The following is a 19,102-nucleotide window of genomic DNA, read 5'->3' on the forward strand; positions in this document are numbered from 1 at the left end:
GCAACGCGCCGCCGCCATGCGCCGAGCGGTTGTGCGGCGGCGGCGGCGGCGGGGGCTAGGCTTCCCCCCACGCTTTCGCGGAGGGCAGGGATGGGATTGCTGCGTTTTGCCGGGCGCCGCATGGCGCATTTCCTGGCACAGCCGCGGCGCCGGCAGGCGCATCCGCCCACCAGTGGCCCGCAGCTGCTGGCGCGCACCCTGCGCCGTGGCGACGTGCTGCTGGTGGAGGGCAACAGCCGCTTCTCCACCGTCATCAAGTACCTCACCCAGTCCACCTGGTCGCACGCGGCGCTGTATATCGGCGAGGAAGCGCTGGAGCCGGGCGGGCCGCGGCGGCCGATGTTGATCGACGTGGACGTGGAAGCGGGTGTGCGGCGGGTGCCGCTGGACGCGTTCAGTGACGTGCATACCCGCATCTGCCGCGCGCACGGACTGCCGCCGCCGGTCATCGACCAGCTGGTCGGCTTCATGCGCGCGCGCATCGGCTACAGCTACGACCTGAAGAACGTGTTCGACCTGGCGCGCTACCTGATCCTGCCGCCGGTGCCCGGGCACATGCGCCGGCGCATGATCGCGCTGGGCAGCGGCGAGCCGACCAAGGCGATCTGCTCGACCCTGCTGGCGCAGGCGTTCGAGTCGATCCGCTACCCGATCCTGCCCGGGATCGAGACCGTGCTTGGCCATGCCGGCGGCCGCCAGCAGCAGCGCGAGATCCTGCATATCCGCAACTACAGCCTGTACACGCCGCGCGATTTCGACGTGTCCCCGTTCTTCGAGATCGTCAAGCCGCGGCTGCAGTCGGGCTTCGATTACCGCACCCTGCAGTGGGGCGACGACGGTACCCCATGACCTTGCTGGCGCAGCGCCGGGGGCCATGAACGCGACAGGCACGGACCGCGGACGGTCCGTGCCTGCCGTTGGCACCGTTTGCGGGCTGGATCAGAAGCGGGCGCCGATGCCGAAGCCCACGGTCCACGGGTCCAGCTTGAGCTTCTCGCCGGTGCCGCTACCGGCCACGCTCAGTTCCGGGCGCGCATGCATGTAGCGCGCGTCGGCACGGGCGAACCAGGTGGAGTTGATGTTCATGTCCACGCCGACCGTGCCGATGGCGCCCTTGGCGGTGCGCAGGCCCACGTGGTCGCCGCTGGCGCCCAGGCCGTCGATCTTCTCGTTGCTGAAGTTCGACTCGTAGTAGCCCGCGCCCACGAACGGACGGAACACGTTGTCGGCCGCGCCGAAGTGGTACTGCGCGCTCAGCGCCAGCGGCTGCTGCTCGACCGTACCGGCCTTGGCGCCGCCGCTGGTGCGCACGCGGTGGTCGAACTTGTCCGCCGCGCCCCACAGTTCGACCGCGACGTTGTCGTTGAAGTAATAGCTGGCGCTGAGCGTCGGCGCCGGGCCGCCGTCGACCTTGTCGATGCCGGTGGCCGGGCCGCTCTTGGGCTGCAGCAGGGTCACGCCGCCGACGACGGCGAAGCGCTTGCCGGAGGCGGTATCGGCCGGCGCGGCGCCGGCGTCCTGCGCGAACGCGGCGGGCGACAGCGCCAGGGCGCCCAGGACGGCGAAACTCATGATCTTGATGGTACGCATGGGGTGACTCCTCGTAGTGCTCTCGGGATTGCGTTGTTATCGAGGCCCTCGCTCGGGGCGCGCCCATCCTCGCCGCGGCAGGATGAATCGATCCGTACGCGCCAATGCCCTCATGCTGTGTCGTTCAGCGAAAATGGCGCCACGCCCGGAATGGCGGGCGCGGCTGCGGCAGGATCATTCATGGAGTTGGGTCGCGCGTGACGAACGAAACACTGCTGCTGGGGTTGCCTGCGCAGGTGAACGCGCACTGCCGCGTGCTCGTGCTCGGTTCGATGCCGGGCATGGCTTCGCTGCAGGCGGCGCGCTATTACGCGCATCCGCGCAATCGCTTCTGGCCGCTGATGGGGGCACTGTGCGGTTTCGACCCGGCACTGGACTATCCATTGCGACTGGCCCGGCTGCAGCAGGCCGGTGTCGGCCTGTGGGACGTGATCGGCCGGTGCCGGCGGCGCGGCAGCCTGGACGCGGCCATCGTCCGTGGCAGCGAAGTCGCCAACCCGCTGCCGGAACTGCTCGGGCGGTTGCCGCATCTGCGCGCGATCGCCTGCAACGGCGCCGCGGCGGCGCAGGCGTTCGAACGCCATGTGCACCCCGCGTTGCCCGCCGGACATGGAGTGACCGTGCTGGCGCTGCCGTCCACCAGCCCGGCCAACGCCGCCTGGTCGTTCGCGCGGCTGCTGGATGAATGGCGCCGGCTGGCGCCGTGGCTGCCGGTGGCGGAACAGTCCATTTCCGCAGTGCCTGGCCGTGGAGACAGGCCGGGACAGGCGCCTGGCCGGTGATGCCCGCGCGGCGGGCGTGCGCAGCCGCGCCTGGCCTGCCATGGCCCGTCCCTGTCCGCGGACATACGTATGCGAATCCACGGGCGGCGGTTGGCGCTGCGCCGCACTGGCGCCACAATAGGAGTTTCCCTCACTGTTGCTGGAGTAGTTTCATGGCCGAAATCAAGGAAGCAGTTGTCCCCGATATCGGTGACTACAGCGACATCCCGGTGATCGAAGTGCTGGTCGCCGTCGGTGATACGGTCATGAAGGACCAGGGCCTGGTCACGCTGGAATCGGACAAGGCGACCATGGAAGTGCCGTCGGCCGTGGCCGGCGTGGTCAGGGAAATCAAGGTCAAGGTCGGCGACACCCTGTCCGAGGGCAAGGTCGTGGCGCTGATCGAAGTGGCCGAGGAGAGCGCAAAGCCGGCCGCCGCCGCCGCGCCGGCCGCACCGGCCAAGGTCGAGCCGACCGCCGAGACCGGCGCCAGGGTCGAGCCGGTGGCCGTGGCCCCGGTGGCGGACAAGCTGGCCCAGCGCGAAATCGCGCAGGAAGCCGTGCTGGCCGCCAGCAAGCCGGCCAGCCCGCCGGTGCAGTTCAACGCCGAGGGCGTGCTGCCGTCCAACGTGCCCTACGCCAGCCCGGCGGTGCGTGTGTTCGCCCGCGAGCTGGGCGTGGATCTGGCCCAGGTGGCCGGCACCGAGAAGGGCGGCCGCATCACCAAGGCCGACGTGCAGAAGTTCGTCAAGGGCGCGCTGACCGGTGGCGGTGCTGCCGTGGCCGGCGCCCCGGTGGCCGCCGGCGGTGGCCTGAACCTGCTGCCGTGGCCGAAGGTGGACTTCAGCAAGTTCGGCGAGACCGAAGTGCAGCCGCTGTCGCGGATCAAGAAGATTTCCGGTGCCAACCTGGCGCGCAACTGGGCGATGATTCCGCACGTCACCCAGTTCGACCAGGCCGACATCACCGACCTGGAAGCGCTGCGCGTGGCGCTGAACAAGGAGAATGAGAAGGCCGGCATCAAGCTGACCATGCTCGCGTTCCTGATCAAGGCCAGCGCCGCGGCGCTGAAGAAGTTCCCCGAGTTCAACGCCTCGCTGGATGCCAGCGGCGAGAACCTGACCCTGAAGAAGTACTTCCACATCGGCTTTGCCGCCGACACGCCGAACGGCCTGGTCGTGCCGGTCATCCGCGACGTGGACAAGAAGGGCGTGGTGCAGATCGCGCAGGAAACCGGCGAACTGGCGAAGAAGGCGCGCGACGGCAAGCTGGGCCCGGCCGAGATGAGCGGCGGCTGCTTCTCGATCAGCTCGCTGGGCGGCATCGGCGGCACCGCGTTCACCCCGATCGTCAATGCCCCGGAAGTGGCCATCCTGGGCGTCTCCAAGTCCTCGATCCAGCCGGTCTGGAACGGCAAGGAGTTCGCGCCGAAGCTGCTGCTGCCGCTGTCGCTGAGCTACGACCACCGCGTCATCGACGGCGCCCTGGCCGCGCGCTTCACCACGTACCTGTCGCAGGTGCTGGCCGACATGCGCCGCGTGCTGCTCTGATCCCGAGGACTTGAAAGATGGCGAACACGATTGAAGTCAAAGTCCCCGATATCGGCGATTACAGCAACGTGCCGGTGATCGAGATCCTGGTGGCCGTGGGCGACACGGTGGCCAAGGACCAGGGCCTGGTGACGCTGGAATCGGACAAGGCGACGCTGGAAGTGCCGTCCACCGCCGCCGGCGTGGTCAGGGAGATCAAGGTCAAGCTCGACGACAAGCTGTCCGAGGGCGATGTGGTGGTGGTGCTGGAAGCCGCAGGCGCGGCCGCCGCACCTGCGCCTGCCGCCCCCGCCGCGACGCCGGCTCCCGCCGCGCAGCCAGCCGCCGCGGCTGCGGCCGCGCCGGCGGCGGTGAGCGCGCCGGCGGCTCCGGCCCCGGCCGCAAGCGGTGGCCCGGTCGAGATCAAGGTGCCGGACATCGGCGACTACAGCGGCGTGCCGGTGATCGAGATCCTGGTGGCCGTGGGCGACACGGTGAAGAAGGACCAGGGGCTGGTGACGCTGGAATCGGACAAGGCCACGCTGGAAGTGCCGTCCACCGCCGCCGGCGTGGTCAGGGAGATCAAGGTCAAGCTCGGCGACAAGTTGTCCGAGGGCGACGTGGTGGTGGTGCTGGACGCGCAGGGCGCCACGCCCGCGGCGGGCGCCGGCAACGTGGCGCCGGGCAGCAAGCCGCCGGTGACCCCGTCGCACCGCGCACCGGACCCGGCCGTGGCCGCGCGGGCGCTGCCGTCGACCGGCCGCGCCGCCGACATCGAGTGCCGCATGGTGGTGCTGGGCGCCGGCCCGGGCGGCTATACCGCCGCGTTCCGTTCGGCCGACCTGGGCATGGACACGGTGCTGGTCGAGCGCTACGCCAGCCTCGGCGGCGTCTGCCTCAACGTCGGCTGCATTCCGTCCAAGGCGCTGCTGCATGCGGCCGAGATCATCGACCATGCCGCGCATGCCGAAGAACTGGGCATCGCCTTCGGCAAGCCGAAGATCACCCTGGACAAGCTGCGCGAGTACAAGGAAAAGGTAGTCGGCCAGCTGACCAAGGGCCTGGCCGGCATGGCCAGGCAGCGCAAGGTGCGCACCGTGCAGGGCGTGGCGAAATTCGTTTCGGCCAACGAACTGGAGATCACCGGCGACGACGGCAAGACCCAGCTGCTGCGCTTCGAGCAGTGCATCATCGCCGCCGGCTCGCAGGCGGTGAAGCTGCCGAACTTCCCGTGGGACGACAAGCGCGTGATGGACTCCACCGACGCGCTGGAACTGGCCGACGTGCCGAAGTCGCTGCTGGTCGTGGGCGGGGGCATCATCGGCCTGGAAATGGCCACCGTGTACGGCGCGCTGGGTGCCCAGGTCACCGTGGTCGAGTTCATGGACCAGCTGATGCCGGGCGCCGACAAGGACCTGGTCAAGCCGCTGGCCGAGCGCCTGAAGAAGCAGGGCATCGAAGTGCACCTGAAGACCAAGGCCTCGGGCGTCACCGCCGACAGGAAGGGCATCACCGTGACCTTCGAGGCCGCCACCGAGGGCGAGAAGCCGGCGATGCAAAGCGGCACCTTCGACCGCGTGCTGGTGGCCGTGGGTCGCGCGCCGAACGGCAAGAAGATCGATGCCGACAAGGCCGGCGTGGAGGTGACCGACCGCGGCTTCATCCCGGTCGACCGGCAGATGCGCACCAACGTCCCGCACATCTTCGCCATCGGCGACATCGTCGGTAACCCGATGCTGGCGCACAAGGCCACGCACGAGGGCAAGCTGGCCGCGGAAGTCGCATTCGGCGAGAAGAAGGAGTGGGTGGCGCGGGTGATCCCGTCGGTGGCCTACACCAACCCGGAGATCGCCTGGGTCGGCGTCACCGAGACCGAGGCCAAGGCCAAGGGGCTGAAGGTCGGCGTGGCCAAGTTCCCGTGGGCGGCCAGCGGCCGCGCCATCGGCATCGGCCGCACCGAGGGCTTCACCAAGCTGATCTTCGACGAAGAGACCCATCGTGTGATCGGCGGTGCCATCGTCGGTGTGCATGCCGGTGAGTTGCTGGCCGAAATCGGCCTGGCCATCGAGATGGGTGCCGAGGCCGAGGACATCGGCCACACCATCCACGCCCACCCGACGCTGAGCGAATCGGTGGCGATGGCTTCGGAGATCTACGACGGCACCATCACCGACCTGTACCTCCCGAAGAAGAAGTGATCCACGCGACGCCCCTTCACCGGGGCGTCGTCGTTTCCGGCGTCCGGAGGAACAGGGAAATGTGGCGAGCGATCGTGGCGGCGGTGTGGCTGGCAGGTGCGGGCGGTGCGCTGGCGGAGGAGGTGGAGGAGGCGGACCCGCAGCTGGAGGCGGCGCTGCTGCAATGCCCGGGTGCGGCGCCATTCGTGGAGGCGGACAGGCTGCGCGAACAGGCACTGGCGCGCAGGAGCGCCGGCATCGAGCCGTCCGAACCGCGGTTGCGCGAACAACTGCTGGAAATGGCGCGCCTGGACCAGCAGGCGCGCGACGGCGACTGGTCGCAGGCGATGGTCGAGAAGATGCTTGCGGTGGACGCGGCGAACCTGGCGAAGATCAGGCAGGTGGTCGCCGATCATGGGGACTGCCGGACGTGCGCGCGGTTGGCGTGGATGGCCTGCGCGCGGCCTGGCTGCTGGTGCAGCACGCCGACGCCGATGCCGGCTTGCAGCGGCAGGTGCTGGACGGGCTGGCGCCGCGGTTGGCCAGCGGCGAGGTCTCATCGCGCGAATTCGCCCTGCTGACCGACCGGGTGCTGGTGAACGCCGGCAAGCCGCAGCGTTACGGCAGCCAGCTCGCCGCCATCGGCGGCAGGTGGCAGCCCAAGGCCATGGAAGCGCCGGAACAGGTGGACCAGCGCCGCGCCAGCATCGGGCAGATGCCGCTGGCGGATTACCTCTGCGTCGCGGCGCAGATGTTCCCGGCGCCGGCCACCGATGCCGAAGGCAGGCTGCTGTAGGCCTGCCATCGGTGCCGGGACGCGTTGCCATGCCGCGCGGTGCGCGTTGCCCGCATGGCGCCTGGCGGGCATGGCCCGCCGCCACGCATGCCGTGACCGGCCGGGTCAGAACGACAGGCTCACGCCGACCAGCGGGCCCTTGAATTCCTGCTTCAGGCCGATGAGGCCGTCGCTGCCCTTGCGGTCGACGTCGAGCTTGAACCAGTCGTAGCCGGCGAAGATGCCGAAGTTCGGGTTGACGTTGTACTGCACGATGGCGTTGGCGCGGCTCAGGTCGCCTTCGTAGTCATCGAAGTTGCCCCAGCGCGTGTTGAGGTACTGGCCCTGCAGGTTGATCAGCCAGTGCTCGGACGGGGTGAAGGTCAGGCGCGCGCCGACCACCGGGGCAATGCCGTCGGTCTTCTCGTCGAGCACCTGGCCCTGGTACAGCTGGCCGAGGTCGGCATAGGCGTTGGCGTCCACCTTGGCGTACTCGGCGCCGAGCTGCAGGCCAAGGTCGAAACGCTCGCCGTCGACCACCGCGTAGTCGTAGACCAGGCTGGCCACCTGGTACTTCAGGTTGCCCTTGACGAAGCTGCCGGCCGGCACCGTGGTGCCGTCGAAGCTGATGCTCTCGCCCAGCGCCTGGCGGCGGTCCTTGTCGTAGCGGAAGTAATCGAAGATCAGCCGCTGGCGCTCGCTGATGCGGAACAGGCCGTCCACGCGCGGCTCCCATTCCTTGCCCCCCAGGTCGAAATCCTCGTCGAAGGCCAGTTCCTGGCCGCCGACCGTGCCGCTGCCGCGCAGGGTATTGGACGAATCGATGTTCATCGCGCCCAGGCGCAGGGTGAAGCGCGGATCGCCGTCCGCGGCGTGGGCGGGCGCGGCCTGCAGCAGGGCCAGGGCAAGCGCGCAGGAGGCGCAGGTCGTGAGGTGCGGGGGGAGGCGCATCGTTCGGTTCGCTCCGTGTAGGAAATCAGGGAGCGGCTACCGTGGCCGAAGCGATGTGGCACCTGCGTGACCGCGGAGTGCACGCGGTGTGCAAAATGCGGCGAGGTGGCCCTGGGCGGGCCACCTCGCCCGGTGCGTCCGTCGCGCACATCGACGAGGTAATGGCGGCGGACGTGCAGGTGTGACCCGCCGCCGCGGCCGAAGTTCCGCATGTTGCAGCGCAAAAACGGGATTCGCCCGCCCTAACCCGGGACGGCTGAAAATTCCAGTAAATGCCGCAACTTGCGATCCGCAGGGGGGCGGCTTGTGGCGGTTGTCTCGCAAAATGTCCCGCTGCTATACTTTCGCGGCTCGACGAGGCGCCCCCGGCGCCGCCAGATCTCCTTGTTCCATGAAGCAGGACATTCCACGTGCTGAACTCCGTTGATGCGGGTCGGCGGCTGATGCTGCGTGCCGCGGTGTACCCGCTGGTCGCAGTGGTTGTCCTCGCGCTGGCCTTCCTGCTGTTGGGGCCGAAGTACGCCCTGGGCGCGCTGGTTTCCGGCGTGGCGGTGGTGGCGGGGACGGTGCTGGCGGCATGGGTGGGACTCGGCGGCGGCGTTCAGGCCGCCGGTTCGGCGATGATCCGCATGTTCCTGGGGTTCGCGCTGAAGATCGTGCTGATTGTCGCCGTGCTGGCAATGGCGTTCGTCTGGTGGCGGCTTCCTCCCTTGGCCCTGCTGGCAGCGATTCCAGTGGCGCTGATGTTCCAGGTTCTGGCTCTGGCCAGGCGTTGATCGAATTCACAAAAGGTATCCGGACTCATGGCGGGCGAGGCTCTAACCCCTACCACCTATATCCAGCATCACCTGCAGAACCTGACCGCCAAGGTCGGGGACGGCGGCAGCTTCTGGACCATCCACGTCGATACCGTCGTCACCGCGGTGCTGATGGGCCTGCTGATGGTGTTCGCCTTCTGGATGGCCACCCGCAAGGCCACCGCTGGCGTGCCGGGCAAGTGGCAGGCGTTCGTTGAAATCTGCCTGGAGTTCGTCGACCGCCAGGCCAAGGACACCTACCACGGCAAGAGCAAGCTGGTGACGCCGATCGCGATCACCATCTTCTTCTGGATCCTGTTGATGAACCTCATCAAGATGATCCCGGCCGACTTCATCGCCAAGCCGCTGGAATGGGCGGGCGTCCACTACTGGAAGCCGGTGCCGACCGCCGACGTCAATGCCACCTTGGGCATGTCGATCAGCGTGTTCTTCCTGATGGTCTTCTTCTCGCTCAGTTCCAAGGGCCTGGTCGGCTTCGTCAAGGAGTTCCTGACCGCCCCGTTCGGCAAGTGGATGATGCCGTTCAACCTGATCCTCAACATCGTCGAGTGGCTGAGCAAGCCGATCTCCCTGGCGATGCGACTGTTCGGCAACATGTTCGGCGGCGAGATCGTCTTCCTGCTGATCTGGGTGCTGGGCGGCGCCGGCTTGTTCGGTGCTGTTGCCGGTGGCGTATTCGGCCTGGGCTGGATGCTGTTCCACCTGCTGGTGATTCCGCTGCAGGCCTTCATTTTCATGATGCTGTCGATCGTGTACCTGAGCCTGTCGGAAGACAGCCACTAAGCTACAAGCTTCAACCAGTTCCAACCTTCATCCGTTTCATCACCCTTAGCTACCCTTAGTTCTCGGAGAAAACCATGTACTTCGCCGTCCTGACCAATCTCGCCCAAGTTCAGAGCTCCACCGCCCTTGCCGTCGGCATCATGATCGGCCTGGCCGCGCTGGGCGCCGGTCTGGGTCTGGCCATCATGGCTGGTAAGTTCCTGGAATCGGCTGCCCGCCAGCCGGAACTGATCCCGGTCCTGCAGGTCCGCATGTTCATCACCGCCGGCCTGATCGACGCCGCGTTCATCATCTCGGTCGCCGTCGGCCTGCTGCTGGCCTTCGCCAACCCGCTGGCCGCTGCCCTGCTGGCCGAAGCCGCCAAGCTGGCGGGCTGATCCAGCTGAAGTGAGACGGCCGGGTGCCTGCGGGCATCCGGCTTCGGATGAAGGTCCGGTTGCGCCGCCACGGCGGCGCAACCACCCCGACACCAGCGATCGAGCTAACCCATGAATATCAATCTCACCCTCTTTGCACAGGCACTGGCCTTTGCCGCGCTGATCTGGATCATCGCGACCAAGATCTGGCCGCCGCTGATGAAGGCCATCGAAGAGCGCCAGCAGAAGATCGCCGAAGGCCTCGCCGCGGCCGATCGCAGCCAGAAAGACCTGGCCCAGGCGGAAGTGAAGGTCAACGAGGCGCTGAAGGAAGCCCGTGGCAAGGCCAACGAGATCATCGACCAGGCCCATGCCCGCGCCAACCAGATCGTCGAGGCCGCCAAGAACGAAGCCATCGCCGAAGCCAACCGCCAGAAAGAACTGGCCCAGGCTGAAATCGACGCCGCCGCCAACCGCGCCCGCGAAGACCTGCGCAAGCAGGTGTCCGTGCTGGCCGTGACCGGTGCCGAGAAGCTGCTCAAGCGCGAAATCGACGCCAACGCCCACAAGGCGCTGCTCGACGAGCTGGCCGCGGAGATCTGATAGATGAGCCAGGCCCTCACGCTTGCCCGCCCGTATGCCCGCGCCGCGTTCGCGATTGCGCGCGAGGAAGGCAAGTTCGCGCCGTGGTCCGAAGCGCTTGCGTTCTCCGCCCGCGTTGCCGCCGATCCGCGCGTGTCGGCCCTGCTGTCCAATCCGGAGCTGGCCCGCGGCGACGCCGTGGCCCTGTTGGCCCCGGAAGCGGCGGGCGAAACCTACGGCCGCTTCCTGAACCTGCTGGCCGAATCGCACCGCCTGCAGCAGCTGCCGGAGATCGCCGGCCTGTTCGACCAGCTGCGCGCCGAAGCCGAGAACGTGGTCAAGGCCACCGTCACCTCGGCGGCCGCGCTGTCGGCCGACGAGCTGGAAAAGATCAAGCTCGCGCTGCGTCGCCGCTTCGGCCGCGACGTCGAGGTGTCGACCGCGGTGGACGCTTCGCTGATCGGCGGCGCCGTGATCGATGCCGGCGACGTGGTCATCGATGGTTCGCTCAAGGGCAAGCTGTCGCGCCTGCAGACCGCGCTCGCAAACTGAATTCACTTATCGTCCGGCTTGATCGCCGGCACTAGGACTTGACGATGGCTACCACGCTCAACCCCTCCGAAATCAGCGAACTGATCAAGAACCGCATCGAGAAGGTCGCGCTGTCCGCGGAATCGCGCAACGAAGGCACCGTGACCTCGGTGTCCGACGGCATCGTGCGCATCTACGGCCTGGCCGACGTGATGCAGGGCGAAATGATCGAGCTGCCGAACAACACCTACGCGCTGGCGCTGAACCTGGAGCGCGACTCGGTCGGCGCCGTGGTGCTGGGCGACTACGAGCACCTGCGCGAAGGCGACGTGGCCAAGACCACCGGCCGCATCCTGGAAGTGCCGGTGGGTCCGGAAATGCTCGGCCGCGTGGTCAACGCGCTGGGCGAGCCGATCGACGGCAAGGGCCCGCTGGGCACCTCGCTGACCGCTCCGGTGGAGCGCGTTGCCCCGGGCGTGATCTGGCGCAAGTCCGTCGACCAGCCGGTGCAGACCGGCTACAAGTCGGTCGACTCGATGATCCCGATCGGCCGTGGCCAGCGCGAGCTGATCATCGGTGACCGCCAGACCGGCAAGACCGCCATGGCGATCGACGCGGTGATCAACCAGAAGGGCACCGGCATCAAGTGCGTGTACGTCGCGATCGGCCAGAAGGCCTCGACCGTGGCCAACATCGTGCGCAAGCTGGAAGAGAACGGCGCGCTGGCCCACACCGTGGTCGTGGCCGCCACCGCTTCCGAGTCGGCCGCGATGCAGTACATCAGCGCCTACGCCGGCTGCACCATGGGCGAGTACTTCATGGATCGCGGCGAAGACGCGCTGATCGTGTACGACGACCTGTCCAAGCAGGCCGTGGCCTACCGCCAGATCTCGCTGCTGCTGAAGCGTCCGCCGGGCCGCGAAGCCTACCCGGGCGACGTGTTCTACCTGCACTCGCGCCTGCTGGAACGCGCAGCCCGCGTGTCCGAGGAGTACGTCGAGAAGTTCACCGAGGGCAAGGTCACCGGCAAGACCGGTTCGCTGACCGCGCTGCCGATCATCGAGACCCAGGCCGGCGACGTGTCCGCGTTCGTCCCGACCAACGTGATCTCGATCACCGACGGCCAGATCTTCCTGGAAACCGACCTGTTCAACGCCGGCATCCGCCCGGCCGTGAACGCCGGTATCTCGGTGTCGCGCGTTGGTGGCTCGGCCCAGACCAAGATCATCAAGAAGCTGTCCGGCGGCATCCGCATCTCGCTGGCCCAGTACCGTGAGCTGGCGGCGTTCGCGCAGTTCGCCTCGGACCTGGACGAAGCCACCCGCAAGCAGCTGGAGCGTGGCCAGCGCGTCACCGAGCTGATGAAGCAGAAGCAGTACGCGCCGATGTCCATCGCCAACCAGGCGCTGTCGATCTACGCCGTCAACGAGGGTTACCTGGACGACGTGCCGGTCAACAAGCTGCTGGCGTTCGAAGAGGGCCTGCACGCCCACTTCGCCAACACCGCCGGCGAGCTGACCGCCAAGATCAACGCCACCGGCGCCTGGAACGACGAGATCGAAGCCGCCTTCAAGAAGGGCATCTCCGAGTTCAAGACCACCGGCAGCTGGTAAGCCGCACGTAGAGCGGGGCCTTGGCCCCGCTTCACTGTGACACAGCGGGGGAAGGCCCCCGCTCCATGGGAATAAGAGATGGCAAGCGGACGCGAAATCAAAACCAAGATCAAGAGCGTGCAGAACACCCGCAAGGTGACGCGCGCGCTCGAGATGGTCTCCGCCTCCAAGATCCGCAAGGCGCAGGATCGGATGAAGACCTCGCGTCCGTACGCGCAGGCGATGAAGCAGGTGATCGGCCACCTGGCCCAGGCCAGCACCGACTTCCAGCATCCGTTCCTGGTCGAGCGCGACAACGTCAAGCGCGTGGGTTACATCGTGATCTCCTCCGATCGCGGCCTGGCCGGCGGCCTGAACAACAACCTGTTCCGCAAGGCCGTGGCCGAAATGCGCGGCTGGCAGGAAAAGGGCGCCGAGATCGACATGGTGACCATCGGCCAGAAGGCCAGCGTGTTCTTCCGCCGGGTCAACGTGAACATGGTCGGCAGCGTCACCCACATCGGCGACCAGCCGAAGCTGGAGACGCTGATCGGCGTGATCAAGGTGATGCTCGACGCCTTCACCGAAGGCAAGGTCGATCGCGTGTACCTGGTCTACAACCGCTTCATCAACACGATGACGCAGAAGGCGTCCTTCGACCAGCTGCTGCCGTTGCCGGCCAGCGACACGCAGGTCGCCTCGCACGACTGGGACTACCTGTACGAACCCGATGCCGCGACCGTGCTCGAGCACGTGATCACGCGCTACATCGAGTCGCTGGTGTACCAGGCCGTGCTGGAGAACGTTGCTTCCGAGCACGCGGCACGCATGGTGGCGATGAAGGCGGCAAGCGACAACGCGAACAAGCTGATCGGAACCCTGCAGCTGGTCTACAACAAGGCCCGCCAGGCAGCGATCACCCAGGAAATCTCCGAAATCGTCGGCGGCGCGGCAGCAGTCTGACGCGCACAGTCAAAGCATTTAATTAGAGGATGCAGCAATGAGTCAGGGCAAGATCGTTCAGATCATCGGCGCCGTCGTCGACGTCGAATTCCCGCGCAGCGACGTGCCGAAGGTGTACGACGCGCTGAAGGTCGAGAACACCGACATCACCTTGGAAGTCCAGCAGCAGCTCGGCGACGGCATCGTCCGTGCCATTGCGCTGGGTTCCACCGATGGCCTGAAGCGTGGCCTGGTCGCCAACAACACCGGCCGCGCCATCTCGGTGCCGGTCGGCGCCGGCACCCTGGGCCGCATCATGGACGTGCTGGGTCGCCCGATCGACGAGGCCGGCCCGGTCGCCGCCTCCGATTCGTGGGAAATCCACCGCGCCGCGCCGTCGTACGAAGACCAGTCGTCCTCGACCGAGCTGCTGGAAACCGGCATCAAGGTCATCGACCTGATGTGCCCGTTCGCCAAGGGCGGCAAGGTCGGCCTGTTCGGCGGCGCCGGCGTCGGCAAGACCGTCAACATGATGGAGCTGATCAACAACATCGCCAAGGCGCACTCGGGTCTGTCCGTGTTCGCCGGCGTGGGCGAGCGTACCCGCGAGGGCAACGACTTCTACCACGAGATGAAGGACTCCAATGTCCTGGACAAGGTGGCGATGGTGTACGGCCAGATGAACGAGCCGCCGGGCAACCGCCTGCGCGTCGCCCTGACCGGCCTGACCATGGCCGAGTACTTCCGCGACGAGAAGGACGCCAACGGCAAGGGCAAGGACGTGCTGCTGTTCGTCGACAACATCTACCGCTACACGCTGGCCGGTACCGAAGTGTCCGCGCTGCTGGGCCGCATGCCGTCGGCGGTGGGTTACCAGCCGACCCTGGCCGAGGAAATGGGCGTCCTGCAGGAGCGCATCACCTCGACCAAGACCGGTTCGATCACCTCGATCCAGGCTGTGTACGTGCCCGCGGACGACCTGACCGACCCGTCGCCGGCCACCACCTTCGCCCACCTGGACTCGACCGTGACCCTGTCGCGCTCGATCGCCTCGCTGGGCATCTACCCGGCGGTGGACCCGCTGGATTCGACCTCGCGCCAGATGGACCCGCAGGTCATCGGCAACGAGCACTACGAAACCGCCCAGCGCGTCCAGCAGACCCTGCAGAAGTACAAGGAGCTGAAGGACATCATCGCCATCCTGGGCATGGACGAGCTGTCCGAGGAAGACAAGCAGGCCGTGTCGCGCGCGCGCAAGATCGAGCGCTTCTTCAGCCAGCCGTTCCACGTGGCCGAAGTGTTCACCGGCTCGCCGGGCAAGTACGTGCCGCTGAAGGAAACCATCCGTGGCTTCAAGGCCATCGTCGATGGCGAGTACGACCACCTGCCGGAGCAGGCGTTCTACATGGTCGGCGGCATCGAAGAAGCGGTCGAGAAGGCCAAGAAGATGGCCGAAAAGGCCTAATTCCGGCGTGAGGCGGAGTCCGCTCCGCCTCTGCGGCATCCTGCGGTGGGCGCAGGCCCACCCAACCAGGCGAAGAGAGTTCCATGAGCACCATCCGTTGCGACATTGTCAGTGCCGAGCAGCAGATCTTCAGCGGCGAAGCGACCCTGGTCGTGGCCACCGGTGAGCTGGGCGAGCTGGGCATCGCGCCCAAGCATGCGCCGCTGATCACCCGCCTGAAGCCGGGCAAGGTCGTGGTCACCACCGCCGCCGGCGAGCACCTGGACTTCGCCATCTCCGGCGGCATCCTGGAAGTGCAGCCGCAGGTCGTGACCGTGCTGGCCGACACCGCCATCCGCGCTACCGACATCGACGAGGCGGCGGTGCGCAAGGCCAAGGAAGAAGCCGAGCGCGTGCTGGCCAACCGTGGCGAAGCCATGGAGCTGGCCGAGGCGCAGCAGCGCCTGGCCGAAGTCACCGCGCAGCTGCAGGCGCTGGAGCGCCTGCGCCGCAACCTCAAGCACTGAGCACGGTGCGGTCAAGGTAACGAAAAACGCCGGGCTTGCCCGGCGTTTTTCGTTGGCTGCCCACCCGCAGGTGCCGGGCTTGCCCGGCACGCGCATCGCTCCGGTCAGCGGTAGACCACGTGGCGCAGCAGGAAGAAGTTCAGTACCGCCAGCCCGCCTTCCACCAGCGGCTTGGCCAGCCATGCCATCTGCAGCCCCAGCGCGTGCGTGGTCCATGCCAGCAGCCCGCTGCTGGCGGCGGTCATCAGCAGCCACAACGCGAGGAAGCGGGCGAAGTGCTTCCAGCCGTGGCGGCGTCCGTCCGCGCGCGGGAAGGTGTAGCGGCCATTGAGCCAGAAGCCGAGCAGGGCACCGCTGCCGCGCCCGAGCAGGTTGCCGGGCACCGGCGGCAGGCCGGCGGCGGTGGCCGCCACGAACACCAGCCAGTCCAGCAGCAACTGCATCAGGCCGGCGGCGATATAGCGACCGCCTTGTCGCAACAGGGTCATCGGGATGAACGCAGGCAGGGAAAGGCGCCCATGCTACCCGCTGGCGGCGGCCGCATGCCCATGGCGCGCGCGGGGCACGTGCGCTGCAGTGGTCGCGCGCCCTGCGCGGGGCATCGTCCAGCTGCGGGATTTCCCGTGGCGATCATGCGCCTGACGCACGGGGCCGGCGGCAGGCGCGCCGCAGGCCTGCCAGGCACATGCCCGGTGGTGGCGCGCCACCGCGCTCGACGGCCTGCCGGTGCCTTCTTAGAATCCCTGCATCGATTACCGGAAGTCCGCCGATGAGCCACCCGCTGCACGTCATCATCCTCGCCGCCGGCGCCGGCAAGCGCATGAAATCGGCCCTGCCCAAAGTGCTGCAACCGGTCGCGGGGCGGCCGATGCTCGCGCACGTGATCGAGACCGCGCGGCAGCTGCAGCCTGCCGGCATCCACGTGGTGCACGGCCACGGTGGCGAGGCCGTGCGCGCCGCCTTCGCCGGCCAGGACGACCTGGCCTGGGCGGAGCAGGTGCAGCAGCTGGGCACCGGCCACGCCGTGCTGCAGGCGATGCCGGCGGTACCGGATACCGCGCAGGTGCTGGTGCTGTACGGCGACGTGCCGCTGATCCGTGCCGATACCCTGCGCGCGCTGCTGCACGACGCGCCGCGGCTCGCGGTGCTGGTGGCCGAACTCGACGACCCGGGTGGTTACGGCCGCGTGGTGCGCGATGCCGAAGGCAAGGTCGCGGCCATCGTCGAACAGAAGGATGCCAACGACGAGCAGAAGCGCATCCGCACCGTGAACACCGGCATCATCACCGCCGAATCGACCGCGTTGCGGCGCTGGCTGTCGGGCCTGTCCAACGCCAACGCACAGGGCGAGTACTACCTGACCGATGTGTTCGCCGCGGCGGCCGCCGAGTACACCCCGGCGCTGCTGGTGCACGTGGCCGACCCGCAGGAAGCCGAGGGCGCCAATGATTCCTGGCAGCTGGCGCAGCTCGAGCGGGCCTGGCAGCTGCGCGCGGCGCGTGCGCTGTGCGAACAGGGCGTGCGCCTGCTCGATCCGTCGCGCTTCGACCAGCGCGGCACGGTCAAGGTCGGCCGCGACGTGCAGATCGACGCCAACGTGGTGCTGGAGGGCGAGGTCGAGCTGGGCGATGGCGTCACCATCGGCGCCTTCGTACGGCTGAAGGACGTCAAGCTCGGTGCCGGCACCCAGGTGCGGCCGCACTGCGACCTGGACGGCGTGGTCAGCGACGGCGCCGCGCTGATCGGCCCGTTCGCCCGGCTGCGCCCGGGCACGGTGCTGGCCGACGGCGTGCACGTGGGCAACTTCGTCGAGACCAAGAACGCGACGCTGGGCAAGGGCAGCAAGGCCAACCACCTCACCTACCTGGGCGATGCGGTGATCGGCAGCGGCAGCAACATCGGCGCCGGCACCATCACCTGCAACTACGATGGCGTGAACAAGTTCCAGACCCGTATCGGCGACCGCGTGTTCGTCGGCTCCAACAGCTCGCTGGTGGCGCCGGTGACGCTGGGCGACGGCGCCACCATCGCCGCCGGCTCGGTGGTCACCCGCGATGCGCCGGAGGACCGGCTGACGGTGGCGCGCAGCCGCCAGCAGACCATCGAAGGCTGGAAGCGCCCGCAGAAGAAGGCCTGACCTGCCGGCCGTGGCGGCGCTGCGGCAATGCGCGGGCGGCACCGGTTGTGCGCGTAGTGCCCACTGTTGGCGGCGTCCATCGCAGTGCCGGCCCGCAGTGCCGGCCGGGTGGCGACGCGCGCCGGGCAGCGCCGCGGGTATACGGGTGCGGCGCGTGGTATCGGTACGCCGGGCAGGTGCCGGCAGCCACCGCGGCAACCGCCATCGCCGGCGACGCACGCTAGCGCGATGCGGCAGGCGCGCCGCCGCGGGTCAGCCGCCTGCCGGCAGCAGCAGCGTTACGCACAGACCGCCGTCGTTGCGGTTCTGCAGGGAGATGCGGCCGTCGTGCGCTTCCACGATTTCGCGGGTCAATGCCAGGCCCAGGCCGGTGCCGTTGCGCTTGGTCGAGTAGAACGGCATCAGCGCGTTCTGCAGCACCGCTTCATTCATGCCGGTGCCGCGGTCCAGCACCTCGATGCGCAGCCAATGCGGCAGCCGCGCCAGCCGTACCTCGACCGTGTCCTCGGTGACGCCGTTGTCGCTGCTGGCCTCGTGCGCGTTCTTGAGCAGGTTGAGCAGCGCCTGCGAGAACTGCGCCGGATCGACCCGGCTGCACAGGTCCTCGGGCGGCGGCACCATGCGGAACGGGATCTGCTGCTGCAGCCCGCGCAGGAACGGCCCCCAGGCCACGGTCTGCAGCTGCGGCTGCGGCAGCTTTGCGAAGCGCGCGTAGCCACGGATGAAACCCTCCAGGTGCCGCGCGCGTTCCTCCACCGTGCCGAAGATGTCCTCCAGCCGCTCGATGCGCCCGCGCCGCACCAGCTCGGCGCCCGAATGCGCGAGCGAGGCGATCGGTGCCAGCGAGTTGTTGAGCTCGTGGCTGATGACGCGGATCACCTTTTTCCAGGTCTGCACTTCCTGGCGCCGCAGCTCGGCGGTGAGCAGGCGCAGCAGCAGCAGGTCGTGCGGGCGGCCGTTGAGATGGAAGCTGCGCCGCGACAGGTGGTAGATCTGCTCGTCGTCCTCGTCGCCGTCGGCCTCGCGCACCGCGAACAGGCTGTCGCCGCCGCGGGCGATGGCATTGCGCAGCTCCACCGGCATGTTTTCCAGCAGCTCGTGCATGCGCTTGCCTTCCAGCTTCCAGCCGCCGTGCAGCAGCTTGCGCGCGGAGATGTTGGAGAACGCCACGCGCTGCACGCCGTCGCCGCCATCGGCCAGCAGCAGCATCGCCACCGGCGTGTTCTGCACCATGGTGTCGAGCAGCAGCTCGCGCTGCACCAGCGCCTGGCGCTGCTCGCGCAGCACGTCGCCGAGCTCGGCATGCGCCTTGACCAGCTGCGCCAGTTCGTCGTCGCCGCGCCAGTGCACGCCGAAGTTGTACTCGCCGTCGCGGTAGCTGCTGGTGATGCCCGCCAGCGAGCGCAGCAGCGACCGGATCGGCGCGGTGGCACGGCGCAGCGTCCACCACATCAGCGACAGCAGCAGCACCGTGGAAACCACGGTGACCACCCAGCCGCGGTCCATCCAGTAAGCCAGCAGCCACGGCAGCGCCGCGGCCAGGCCCAGCACCGGCAACAGGCGCAGGAACAGGCGGAAGGTGAAGGAGCGGGTTCTCAGCATGTGCA

At 68.0% G+C, this 19,102-nt stretch carries 20 protein-coding genes; 15 read left to right on the forward strand and 5 right to left on the reverse strand.

The genetic code is table 11. The features are described from left to right. Positions 1-90: 90 nt before the first annotated feature. Positions 91-849 carry a lipo-like protein gene (locus B1L07_02055; GenBank protein ID AUZ54114.1) on the forward strand — a complete coding sequence of 253 codons (759 nt, stop codon included), beginning with the start codon at positions 91-93 and terminating at the stop codon, positions 847-849. 90 nt (positions 850-939) lie between these two features. On the opposite strand, the gene B1L07_02060 is transcribed toward B1L07_02055, so the two are convergent. After that, positions 940-1,590 carry a hypothetical protein gene (locus B1L07_02060; GenBank protein AUZ54115.1) on the reverse strand — a complete coding sequence of 217 codons (651 nt, stop codon included), beginning with the start codon at positions 1,588-1,590 and terminating at the stop codon, positions 940-942. 197 nt (positions 1,591-1,787) lie between these two features. On the opposite strand from B1L07_02060, the gene B1L07_02065 reads away from it, so the two are divergent. From B1L07_02065 to B1L07_02075, 3 genes are all read left to right on the forward strand, one after another. Continuing rightward, entirely contained in the window at positions 1,788-2,372 is a 585-nt protein-coding gene (locus B1L07_02065; protein AUZ54116.1) for a DNA-deoxyinosine glycosylase, read from the forward strand. A 152-nt stretch (positions 2,373-2,524) separates the two neighbouring features. Then, positions 2,525-3,901: a branched-chain alpha-keto acid dehydrogenase subunit E2 gene (locus tag B1L07_02070; GenBank protein AUZ54117.1), complete on the forward strand. Its 1,377-nt coding sequence runs from the start codon at positions 2,525-2,527 to the stop codon at positions 3,899-3,901. A 17-nt stretch (positions 3,902-3,918) separates the two neighbouring features. After that, the gene (locus B1L07_02075; protein ID AUZ54118.1) at positions 3,919-6,078 is read left to right on the forward strand and encodes a dihydrolipoyl dehydrogenase; all 2,160 of its coding nucleotides are present in this window, start codon (positions 3,919-3,921) and stop codon (positions 6,076-6,078) included. On the opposite strand, the gene B1L07_02080 is transcribed toward B1L07_02075, so the two are convergent. Beyond that, positions 6,033-6,473: a hypothetical protein gene (locus tag B1L07_02080; protein AUZ54119.1), complete on the reverse strand. Its 441-nt coding sequence runs from the start codon at positions 6,471-6,473 to the stop codon at positions 6,033-6,035. The two genes, B1L07_02075 and B1L07_02080, sit on opposite strands and share 46 nt — an antisense overlap. A 29-nt stretch (positions 6,474-6,502) precedes the next feature. On the opposite strand from B1L07_02080, the gene B1L07_02085 reads away from it, so the two are divergent. After that, positions 6,503-6,853: a hypothetical protein gene (locus B1L07_02085; protein AUZ54120.1), complete on the forward strand. Its 351-nt coding sequence runs from the start codon at positions 6,503-6,505 to the stop codon at positions 6,851-6,853. Positions 6,854-6,958: 105 nt separating this feature from the next. Here the strand turns inward: B1L07_02085 and B1L07_02090 are convergent, their stop codons facing one another. After that, positions 6,959-7,783, reverse strand: coding sequence for a hypothetical protein (locus tag B1L07_02090; protein AUZ54121.1), 825 nt, complete (start codon positions 7,781-7,783; stop codon positions 6,959-6,961). 443 nt (positions 7,784-8,226) lie between these two features. Here B1L07_02090 and B1L07_02095 point away from each other — a divergent pair, with 443 nt between their 5' ends. The 9 genes from B1L07_02095 (at position 8,227) to B1L07_02135 (ending at position 15,358) form a co-directional block, all read left to right on the forward strand. Further along, the gene (locus B1L07_02095) at positions 8,227-8,559 is read left to right on the forward strand and encodes a hypothetical protein (GenBank protein ID AUZ56410.1); all 333 of its coding nucleotides are present in this window, start codon (positions 8,227-8,229) and stop codon (positions 8,557-8,559) included. A 27-nt stretch (positions 8,560-8,586) separates the two neighbouring features. Beyond that, positions 8,587-9,384 carry a F0F1 ATP synthase subunit A gene (locus tag B1L07_02100; protein AUZ54122.1) on the forward strand — a complete coding sequence of 266 codons (798 nt, stop codon included), beginning with the start codon at positions 8,587-8,589 and terminating at the stop codon, positions 9,382-9,384. 74 nt (positions 9,385-9,458) lie between these two features. Beyond that, complete coding sequence (locus B1L07_02105) at positions 9,459-9,761, forward strand: F0F1 ATP synthase subunit C (protein AUZ54123.1); 303 nt, start codon at positions 9,459-9,461, stop codon at positions 9,759-9,761. Positions 9,762-9,872: 111 nt separating this feature from the next. Further along, a complete protein-coding gene (locus tag B1L07_02110) occupies positions 9,873-10,343 on the forward strand; it encodes a F0F1 ATP synthase subunit B (GenBank protein AUZ54124.1) in 471 nt (156 codons plus the stop codon). Between the two features lie 3 nt (positions 10,344-10,346). Further along, the gene (locus B1L07_02115) at positions 10,347-10,874 is read left to right on the forward strand and encodes a F0F1 ATP synthase subunit delta (GenBank protein ID AUZ54125.1); all 528 of its coding nucleotides are present in this window, start codon (positions 10,347-10,349) and stop codon (positions 10,872-10,874) included. Positions 10,875-10,918: 44 nt separating this feature from the next. Further along, a complete protein-coding gene (locus B1L07_02120) occupies positions 10,919-12,466 on the forward strand; it encodes a F0F1 ATP synthase subunit alpha (protein AUZ54126.1) in 1,548 nt (515 codons plus the stop codon). A 78-nt stretch (positions 12,467-12,544) separates the two neighbouring features. Further along, positions 12,545-13,408, forward strand: a complete 864-nt coding sequence (locus B1L07_02125) for a F0F1 ATP synthase subunit gamma (protein AUZ54127.1) — start codon at positions 12,545-12,547, stop codon at positions 13,406-13,408. Between the two features lie 37 nt (positions 13,409-13,445). Then, entirely contained in the window at positions 13,446-14,852 is a 1,407-nt protein-coding gene (locus B1L07_02130; GenBank protein ID AUZ54128.1) for a F0F1 ATP synthase subunit beta, read from the forward strand. 83 nt (positions 14,853-14,935) lie between these two features. Next, complete coding sequence (locus B1L07_02135; GenBank protein AUZ54129.1) at positions 14,936-15,358, forward strand: F0F1 ATP synthase subunit epsilon; 423 nt, start codon at positions 14,936-14,938, stop codon at positions 15,356-15,358. A 104-nt stretch (positions 15,359-15,462) separates the two neighbouring features. Here the strand turns inward: B1L07_02135 and B1L07_02140 are convergent, their stop codons facing one another. Continuing rightward, on the reverse strand, positions 15,463-15,846 hold the full coding sequence (locus B1L07_02140) for a hypothetical protein (GenBank protein ID AUZ54130.1): 384 nt from the start codon (positions 15,844-15,846) through the stop codon (positions 15,463-15,465). A gap of 281 nt (positions 15,847-16,127) precedes the next feature. Here B1L07_02140 and B1L07_02145 point away from each other — a divergent pair, with 281 nt between their 5' ends. After that, a complete protein-coding gene (locus B1L07_02145) occupies positions 16,128-17,495 on the forward strand; it encodes a UDP-N-acetylglucosamine diphosphorylase/glucosamine-1-phosphate N-acetyltransferase (GenBank protein ID AUZ54131.1) in 1,368 nt (455 codons plus the stop codon). A gap of 252 nt (positions 17,496-17,747) precedes the next feature. Here B1L07_02145 and B1L07_02150 read toward each other — a convergent pair whose 3' ends face one another. Next, positions 17,748-19,097: an ATP-binding protein gene (locus tag B1L07_02150; protein AUZ56411.1), complete on the reverse strand. Its 1,350-nt coding sequence runs from the start codon at positions 19,095-19,097 to the stop codon at positions 17,748-17,750. Between the last annotated feature and the right edge of the window lie 5 nt (positions 19,098-19,102).

Source organism: Stenotrophomonas acidaminiphila (assembly GCA_002951995.1).
GTDB classification, from domain to species: domain Bacteria; phylum Pseudomonadota; class Gammaproteobacteria; order Xanthomonadales; family Xanthomonadaceae; genus Stenotrophomonas; species Stenotrophomonas acidaminiphila_A.

What these genes read in the sequence shown, in the direction of transcription:
- B1L07_02055 (AUZ54114.1), top strand. Translation starts at nt 91, where the DNA reads ATGGGATTGCTGCGTTTTGCCGGGCGCCGCATGGCGCATTTCCTGGCA.
- B1L07_02060 (AUZ54115.1), bottom strand. Translation starts at nt 1,590, where the DNA reads ATGCGTACCATCAAGATCATGAGTTTCGCCGTCCTGGGCGCCCTGGCG.
- B1L07_02070 (AUZ54117.1), top strand. Translation starts at nt 2,525, where the DNA reads ATGGCCGAAATCAAGGAAGCAGTTGTCCCCGATATCGGTGACTACAGC.
- B1L07_02075 (AUZ54118.1), top strand. Translation starts at nt 3,919, where the DNA reads ATGGCGAACACGATTGAAGTCAAAGTCCCCGATATCGGCGATTACAGC.
- B1L07_02080 (AUZ54119.1), bottom strand. Translation starts at nt 6,473, where the DNA reads ATGATCGGCGACCACCTGCCTGATCTTCGCCAGGTTCGCCGCGTCCAC.
- B1L07_02090 (AUZ54121.1), bottom strand. Translation starts at nt 7,783, where the DNA reads ATGCGCCTCCCCCCGCACCTCACGACCTGCGCCTCCTGCGCGCTTGCC.
- B1L07_02095 (AUZ56410.1), top strand. Translation starts at nt 8,227, where the DNA reads ATGCTGCGTGCCGCGGTGTACCCGCTGGTCGCAGTGGTTGTCCTCGCG.
- B1L07_02100 (AUZ54122.1), top strand. Translation starts at nt 8,587, where the DNA reads ATGGCGGGCGAGGCTCTAACCCCTACCACCTATATCCAGCATCACCTG.
- B1L07_02105 (AUZ54123.1), top strand. Translation starts at nt 9,459, where the DNA reads ATGTACTTCGCCGTCCTGACCAATCTCGCCCAAGTTCAGAGCTCCACC.
- B1L07_02110 (AUZ54124.1), top strand. Translation starts at nt 9,873, where the DNA reads ATGAATATCAATCTCACCCTCTTTGCACAGGCACTGGCCTTTGCCGCG.
- B1L07_02115 (AUZ54125.1), top strand. Translation starts at nt 10,347, where the DNA reads ATGAGCCAGGCCCTCACGCTTGCCCGCCCGTATGCCCGCGCCGCGTTC.
- B1L07_02120 (AUZ54126.1), top strand. Translation starts at nt 10,919, where the DNA reads ATGGCTACCACGCTCAACCCCTCCGAAATCAGCGAACTGATCAAGAAC.
- B1L07_02125 (AUZ54127.1), top strand. Translation starts at nt 12,545, where the DNA reads ATGGCAAGCGGACGCGAAATCAAAACCAAGATCAAGAGCGTGCAGAAC.
- B1L07_02130 (AUZ54128.1), top strand. Translation starts at nt 13,446, where the DNA reads ATGAGTCAGGGCAAGATCGTTCAGATCATCGGCGCCGTCGTCGACGTC.
- B1L07_02135 (AUZ54129.1), top strand. Translation starts at nt 14,936, where the DNA reads ATGAGCACCATCCGTTGCGACATTGTCAGTGCCGAGCAGCAGATCTTC.
- B1L07_02140 (AUZ54130.1), bottom strand. Translation starts at nt 15,846, where the DNA reads ATGACCCTGTTGCGACAAGGCGGTCGCTATATCGCCGCCGGCCTGATG.
- B1L07_02145 (AUZ54131.1), top strand. Translation starts at nt 16,128, where the DNA reads ATGAGCCACCCGCTGCACGTCATCATCCTCGCCGCCGGCGCCGGCAAG.
- B1L07_02150 (AUZ56411.1), bottom strand. Translation starts at nt 19,097, where the DNA reads ATGCTGAGAACCCGCTCCTTCACCTTCCGCCTGTTCCTGCGCCTGTTG.